General features: G+C 59.1%; 6 protein-coding genes. All 6 read right to left on the bottom strand.

Annotated elements, in window-relative coordinates; genetic code table 11:
* Positions 1-113 precede the first annotated feature (113 nt).
* Complete coding sequence (locus tag HU811_RS23640) at positions 114-1,856, bottom strand: ABC transporter substrate-binding protein (protein WP_186658381.1); 1,743 nt, start codon at positions 1,854-1,856, stop codon at positions 114-116.
* A 95-nt stretch (positions 1,857-1,951) separates the two neighbouring features.
* Positions 1,952-2,224, bottom strand: coding sequence for a DUF2160 domain-containing protein (locus tag HU811_RS23635; protein ID WP_047228550.1), 273 nt, complete (start codon positions 2,222-2,224; stop codon positions 1,952-1,954).
* A 10-nt stretch (positions 2,225-2,234) separates the two neighbouring features.
* Complete coding sequence (locus HU811_RS23630) at positions 2,235-3,035, bottom strand: carbohydrate ABC transporter permease (protein WP_092400467.1); 801 nt, start codon at positions 3,033-3,035, stop codon at positions 2,235-2,237.
* A gap of 10 nt (positions 3,036-3,045) precedes the next feature.
* The gene (locus HU811_RS23625) at positions 3,046-3,912 is read right to left on the bottom strand and encodes a carbohydrate ABC transporter permease (RefSeq protein ID WP_092400465.1); all 867 of its coding nucleotides are present in this window, start codon (positions 3,910-3,912) and stop codon (positions 3,046-3,048) included.
* Entirely contained in the window at positions 3,909-5,018 is a 1,110-nt protein-coding gene (locus HU811_RS23620; RefSeq protein ID WP_186658380.1) for an ABC transporter ATP-binding protein, read from the bottom strand. The genes HU811_RS23625 and HU811_RS23620 overlap by 4 nt, the downstream gene beginning before the upstream one ends.
* The gene (locus HU811_RS23615) at positions 5,018-6,112 is read right to left on the bottom strand and encodes an ABC transporter ATP-binding protein (protein ID WP_047228554.1); all 1,095 of its coding nucleotides are present in this window, start codon (positions 6,110-6,112) and stop codon (positions 5,018-5,020) included. The genes HU811_RS23620 and HU811_RS23615 overlap by 1 nt, the downstream gene beginning before the upstream one ends.
* Positions 6,113-6,372: the final 260 nt, after the last annotated feature.

The raw sequence follows: 6,372 nt of genomic DNA, 5'->3' as shown, positions 1-6,372 counted from the left end.
TCGCGAGCAGGCTCGCTCCCACAGGAAGTTGTGTGCACTTCAGACGCCCTCTGGAGCCGGGCACGAAAAAAAACGGCACCTTGCGGTGCCGTTTTTTCATTGCAGGTCCAGCTTTACTTACGTGCCGCTTCCCAGGATTTCAGCAGCTCGGCGTAGCTCACTGTCTCACCTTTAGGCTTCTCGTTGGCCAGTTTCGGCTTCGGTGCGCCCGGCTGGTCGAACCAGTATTGCGCGTCGCGCTCGGGGTTCATTTTCGGGGCGCAGGTGGCCTGGGCCTTGGAGCGCTCCAGGCGGGTCATGATCGCGTCCTGATCCTTGGCCAAACCGTCCAGAGCCTGTTGCGGAGTCTTCTCGCCGCTGGCGGCTTCGGCGATGTGGCTCCACCACAGCTGCGCAAGGCGAGGATAATCCGGCACGTTGGTCCCGGTCGGGGACCATTGCACGCGTGCCGGGCTGCGGTAGAACTCCACCAGACCGCCGAGTTTCGGCGCCAGGTCGGTCATGGCTTGGGAATTGATGTCCGATTCACGAATCGGCGTCAAACCCACAATGGTTTTCTTCAGCGACACCGTCTTGGACGTCACGAATTGCGCGTAGAGCCAGGCGGCAAGGCGCTGTTTCTCAGGCGTGGATTTGAGGAACGTCCAGGAACCCACATCCTGATACCCCAGCTTCATGCCCTCTTCCCAATACGGTCCGCGCGGCGACGGCGCCATGCGCCATTTCGGCGTGCCATCGGCGTTCATCACCGGCAGGCCCGGCTTGGTCATGTCAGCAGTGAAAGCGGTGTACCAGAAAATCTGCTGGGCGATGTTGCCTTGCGACGGCACTGGTCCGGATTCGGAGAAGGTCATGCCGGCCGCTTCCGGTGGCGCGTACTTCTTCATCCAGTCCACGTATTTGGTGGTCGCGTACACGGCCGCCGGGCCATTGGTATCGCCACCACGGGTCACGCTGGAGCCGACCGGATGGCAGTTCTCGACGCGAATCCCCCACTCGTCCACTGGCAAACCGTTGGGCAGGCCCTTGTCGCCGCCACCGGCCATGGAAAACCAGGCATCGGTGAAGCGCCAGCCCAGGGAGGGATCCTTTTTGCCGTAGTCCATGTGACCGTAGACGCGCTTGCCGTCGATTTCCTTGACGTCTTCGGTGAAGAACTTGGCGATGTCCTCGTAGGCCGACCAGTTCACCGGCACACCCAACTCGTAGCCGTATTTCTCCTTGAACTTGGCCTTCAGGTCCGCACGCTCGAACCAGTCGGCACGGAACCAGTACAGGTTGGCGAATTGCTGGTCGGGCAGTTGATAGAGCTTGCCGTCCGGGCCGGTGGTGAACGATGTGCCGATGAAGTCCTTGAGGTACAGGGTCGGCGAGGTGTAGGCCTTGCCTTCGTTGGCCATCATATCGGTGATCGATTCGGTCTTGCCGTAGCGAAAGTGCGTCCCGATCAGGTCCGAGTCGTTGACCCAACCGTCGTAGATGTTCTTGTCTGACTGCATCTGGGTCTGCAGCTTCTCCACCACGTCGCCTTCCTGCAACAGGTCGTGGGTCAGCTCGATCCCGGTGATATCCCTGAAGGCCTTGGCCAGCACCTTGGATTCATATTCGTGAGTGGCGATGGTTTCCGACACCACGTTGATTTTCATGCCGCGAAATGGCTCGGACGCCTTGATGAACCACTTGAGCTCTTCGAGCTGCTGTTCGGCTGTCAGGGTAGACGGCTTGAATTCACTGCCAATCCATTTTTTCGCCGCGTCTTCATAGGCGTCGGCCCAGGCCGCAGCGCTCAACCCGCTGAGTGCCAGCACGGCTGCCAATGAAACGCTATGTCGCAGCTTATTGTTTTTATCGAACATAGAGACCTCCTGTTTGGGTTTAAGAGCCTGATCGTCGAACCTTCGACGTGGCCTGTACGGTTAACTCGATTGCACGAATTAGCCACACAGGCCACTTAGCCCCACCGCATCACTGCCAACAGCCACACCAAAGACAACGCGAACGCTATCCAGATGCTCCAGTCGGTGGCGCCGATCACCAGCAGATGCAGGTAGGCGCTACCGAGAAGACCGATAAACAACCGATCGCCACGGGTGGTGGCAATCGGCAGGAAACCGCGCCGAGGAATACTCGGCGAACGCAGTTCCCACGTGGTCATGCCTGCCAGCAGCAAGGCAATGACCCCAAAGAAGGCCGCCGTCGGGCCCGTCCAGTTCATCCATTCCATCATCGTCTCCTCAGACCCGGCCCAGGGCAAAGCCCTTGGCCACATGGTTGCGTACGAACCAGATCACCAGCATGCCTGGCAGGATAGTCAACACCCCCGCCGCCGCCAGCACGCCCCAATCGATACCCGATGCCGAGACTGTGCGGGTCATGACCGCCGCGATCGGCTTGGCATTCACCGAGGTGAGCGTGCGCGCCAGCAGCAGTTCGACCCAGGAAAACATGAAGCAGAAAAACGCCGTGACACCAATGCCGGAGCCAATCAACGGGATGAAGATCTTCGCGAAGAACTTGGGGAAACTGTAGCCGTCAATGTAGGCGGTCTCGTCAATTTCTTTCGGCACCCCGGACATGAAACCTTCGAGGATCCACACCGCCAGCGGCACGTTGAACAGGCAGTGGGCCAAGGCCACGGCGATATGGGTGTCGAACAGCCCGATGGACGAATACAGCTGGAAGAACGGCAACAGGAACACCGCCGGCGGCGCCATACGGTTGGTCAGCAGCCAGAAGAACAGGTGTTTGTCCCCCAGGAACCGGTAGCGGGAAAACGCATAGGCCGCCGGCAACGCCACAGCCAGGGAAATCACCGTGTTCAGGCTGACGTAGTACAGCGAGTTCAGGTAACCGGTGTACCAGCTCGGGTCGGTGAAGATCACCTTGTAGTTCTGGAAGGTGAAATCCTGGGGCCACAGCGTCAGGCTGCCGAGGATCTCGGTGTTGCTCTTGAACGACATGTTCAGCAGCCAGTAGATGGGCACCAGCAGGAACAGGATGTAGATCAGCAACGGAATCAGCTTTCTCTTGCTCATGGCGCGGGCCTCAACGGTTGGCGTCGGAGTGAGTCATGGCGGTATAGAACAGCCACGACACCAACAGAATGATCAGGAAGTACACCAGGGAAAACGCTGCCGCCGGGCCCAGGTCGAATTGACCGATGGCCATCTGAGTCAGGGTCTGGCTCAGGAATGTGGTGGCGTTACCCGGCCCGCCGCCGGTGAGCACGAATGGCTCGGTGTAGATCATGAAGCTGTCCATGAAGCGCAGCATCACCGCGATCAGCAGCACGCTCTTCATTTTCGGCAACTGAATATGTCGGAACACCGCCCAGTTGGAAGCCCGGTCGATTCGCGCAGCCTGGTAATACACGTCCGGGATCGCCCGCAACCCGGAATAGCAGAGCAGCGCCACCAGGGACGTCCAATGCCAGACGTCCATCACCAATACCGTGACCCAGGCGTCCATGGTGTTGGCCGCATAGTTGTAGTTGATGCCCATGGCGTTGAGCGTGGAGCCCATCAGGCCGATGTCGGCGCGGCCGAAAATCTGCCAGATGGTGCCCACCACGTTCCATGGAATCAGCAGCGGAATCGCCAGGATGATCAACACCAGGGATGACCATTTACCTTTGGTCGGCATGGTCAGGGCGATGGCGATGCCCAACGGAATCTCAATCAGCAGCACGCACGCCGAGTAGATGAACTGGCGCAGCAGCGAGTCGTGCAGCCGGGGATCGAGCAGCACCTGTTTGTACCAGTCGGCACCGACGAAATAGCGGCTGGACTGGTCGAAGATGTCCTGCACCGAATAGTTGACTACGGTCATCATCGGGATCACCGCACTGAACGCCACCAGCAGGAACACCGGCAACACCAGCCACCAGGCCTTGTTGTTCTGCACCTTGTTCATGGCTGCACCTCGCTCAACGGTTCCAGCAAGTATTCATCGGCATACACCATCAGCCATTGGCCCGGAAAACTGATGTACGCGGTGCCTTCGGGCACCGGTTTGTCTTCGGCCAGACGCACCTTGATCGGCGCGCCATCGAGGTTGAGGGTGAGGATCTTGTAGGTGCCCAGGTCTTCGACATGGACCACATCGGCCCGCATCGCATCGTCGTAAGGCCCGTCCCAGACATGGACAAATTCAGGACGAATACCGACCTTCAGGCTTTTGCCTTCGGCTTGGGCAATACCGCGTTGCAACGTTTCGGACAGCGGAAAGTGGGTGGAGGCGAAACCGACGCCGCCGGGTTGCGCGGTGACCTCGATCAGGTTCATCCCCGGGCTGCCGATGAAATAGCCGACAAAGGTGTGGCTCGGACGCTCGAACAACTCCCGGGGCGTACCGAACTGCACGATTTGACCGCCATACATCACCGCGATCTTGTCGGCGAAGGTGGACGCTTCCAACTGGTCGTGAGTGACGTAGACCATGGTGATGTTGAACTGCTCGTGGATCTGCTTGAGCTTGCGCCGCAGCTTCCACTTCAGGTGCGGGTCGATCACCGTCAGCGGTTCATCGAACAGGATCGCCGACACATCGTCGCGCACCAGCCCGCGGCCCATGGAGACCTTCTGTTTTTCGTCGGCGGTGAGGTTACGGGCTTTTTTATCCAGCAGGCTCTGCAGGTCCAGGACCTCGGCGATTTCCTGCACCTTGGTGTGGATTTTCGCCTCGGCCATGCCCTGGTTACGCAGCGGGAAGGCCAGGTTGTCGAACACCGTCATGGTGTCGTACACCACCGGGAACTGGAACACCTGGGCAATGTTGCGATGCTCCGGGGTCAGCTCGTTGACGACTTTACTGTCGAACATCACCTGGCCTTCGGAAGGGCTCAGCAGTCCGGAAATGATATTGAGCAAGGTGGATTTGCCGCAGCCCGATGGCCCGAGCAACGCATAGGCGCCGCCCTGCTCCCAGATGTGGTTCATCTCGCGGATCGCGTAATCCTCTGGGCCCGCCGGGGTGCTGGTGTAGCTGTGGGCGAGGTTCTGCAAACGAATTTCAGCCATCAGGCAACCCTCGCAATTCGCTGGCCCGGGGCTTGGACCAGCTTGCCCTGGGCATCGAAGACAAACAGTTTGTGAGTCGGAATGTAGATGCGGATCGGCTCATCCACGTCGTATTCATGGACGCCGGACAAGTGCAGCACCAGCAGGAAATGCTCGTTGCGCACGTGCAGGAATGTCTCCGAACCGCTGATCTCGGCCACCTCGACGGTCACCGCCAACTCCAGGTCGTCGTCGTTGCTCGGCACCAGGGAAATATGGCTGGGCCGCACACCAAAACGGAACTCACCCTCGCCCACCGGGCGCAGATCGACGTTCAGCGGAAAGTGCACGAAATTGGCAAAGCTCACTTCATTGCCGGCGATACGACCCGGCATGAGATTGATCGGTGGCTCGGAGAACAGCTCGGCGGCCAGTACGGTTTGCGGCTGGTGATACACCGAGGCCGACTTGCCGCTCTGGATCACCCGGCCCTCGTGCAGAATCGTCGTGGTGCCGCCCAAAGCCAGGGCTTCGTTGGGTTCGGTGGTGGCGTAGACGGCGATGGTGTGGCGGGCTTGGAACAGCTCGCGCATTTCCTGGCGAAGTTCCTCACGCAGCTTGTAGTCCAGGTTCACCAGGGGCTCGTCGAAGAGGATCAGTTCGGCGTCCTTGACCAGGGCCCGGGCCATGGCAGTGCGCTGCTGTTGACCACCGGACAATTCCAACGGGTGACGCTGCAAGAACTTCTCAATGCGCAGCATCTTCGCGGTTTCCAGCACCTTGCTCTGGATCACCTCATTGGACACACCGGCCTGGCGCAGCGGCGAGGCGATGTTTTCGAACACGGTCATGGTCGGATAGTTGATGAACTGCTGATACACCATCGACACGTTGCGCAGGCGCACCGGGCGCTGGGTGACATCGACGCCGTTCATCAGGATGCGACCGCTGTCGGGCTTGTCCAGACCGGCCATCAGGCGCATGAGGCTGGTCTTGCCGGACAGCGTGCGGCCCAGCAGAACGTTGAACGATCCGGGTTCGAAACTCAGGTTGGCATCGTCGATCCAGGTCTGGCCTTCGACGGTGCGACAAATGTGCTCAAGCGTTAATGACATGGCTCGGCCTTTTTATTATTTGGAGTCAAGCGACCCGAGTCTAAAAGCGAAAGCCGTGCCAGAAATCACAAGCCATTGATCAGATTGGATTTTCCTCTATTCCTTCAAAAAAATGCGTTCATTGATGAACACAAATGAACAGCCCCGAATGAACAACTGAACAATTTGCCGGTTGACAATGAACAAATTTGAACAACACTGAATGAACGTTTTCGGCTAGCCTGGCTGCGATCCTGTGGGAGCGGGCTTGCTCGCGAAGG

The organism is Pseudomonas tehranensis (assembly GCF_014268615.1).
In the GTDB taxonomy this organism is placed as follows: domain Bacteria; phylum Pseudomonadota; class Gammaproteobacteria; order Pseudomonadales; family Pseudomonadaceae; genus Aquipseudomonas; species Aquipseudomonas tehranensis.
Note: the sequence above shows the minus strand (reverse complement) of the source record. Positions and strands in the feature narration are given on the sequence as shown.